Here is a 659-nt window from a genome sequence, read left to right on the forward strand (position 1 = left end):
GGTGCTCACCGCGCGGCGGGGGTCAGGACGGGCGCGGGACGGTGCCGTCCGCGTTCCAGTCCAGGTCGAAGCCGTAGGCCAGGGCCACGTCGCGCACCGGCCCCTCGAAGAACTCCGCCTCCCGGCGCACGACGAGGTCGCCGCCGACGTCGTGCACCGAGGCCAGCGCGCAGGTGCGCGCGCCCTGCGGGGCGGGACCGGCCCACAGCTGCAGCGTGCCGCCGCCGCGGCGGCCGATCGTCAGCTGCGGGGCCAGCCGGGTGAGGTCCGGGGGCCGCGGCCCCACCGCGTAGGCGTAGAAGACCATCCGGCGCAGCAGGTCCAGGTGGCGCGCGTCGACGAGGACCTCCTCGCCGGCCTCCTCGCTGCGCGCGCCCAGGCGCAGCACCTGGCGGGCGCCGAACCCCGGCGCGGCGAGCAGCTCACCCCGGGACTGCAGCGCACCCGCGTGACGCTCGCGCGTCTCCCAGAGGCACCCCAGGTGGACGTCGGACGAACGGCGCAGCCCGGCCGCGGTGACCAGCTGCTCCCACTGCAGCAGCACCCGCAGCGTCCCGCCGGAGCGCTCGGCCGCCGGGATGGTGCGCACCGGGTCGTCCTCGTCGAGGACGACCCGCCGCTCGCCGGCCCGCCGCCACCGCCCGACGCCGTCGTCGGGC

1 pseudogene is annotated in these 659 nt (G+C 78.5%); it reads right to left on the reverse strand.

Features of this window, described 5'->3' with window-relative positions:
* Window positions 1–22: 22 nt before the first annotated feature.
* Window positions 23–659 (reverse strand): annotated as a pseudogene (locus tag GTQ99_RS23810) (TerD family protein); the annotation flags it as partial.

The sequence above is a fragment of the Kineococcus vitellinus genome, assembly GCF_009906315.1.
Taxonomy (GTDB): Bacteria; Actinomycetota; Actinomycetes; order Actinomycetales; family Kineococcaceae; genus Kineococcus; species Kineococcus vitellinus.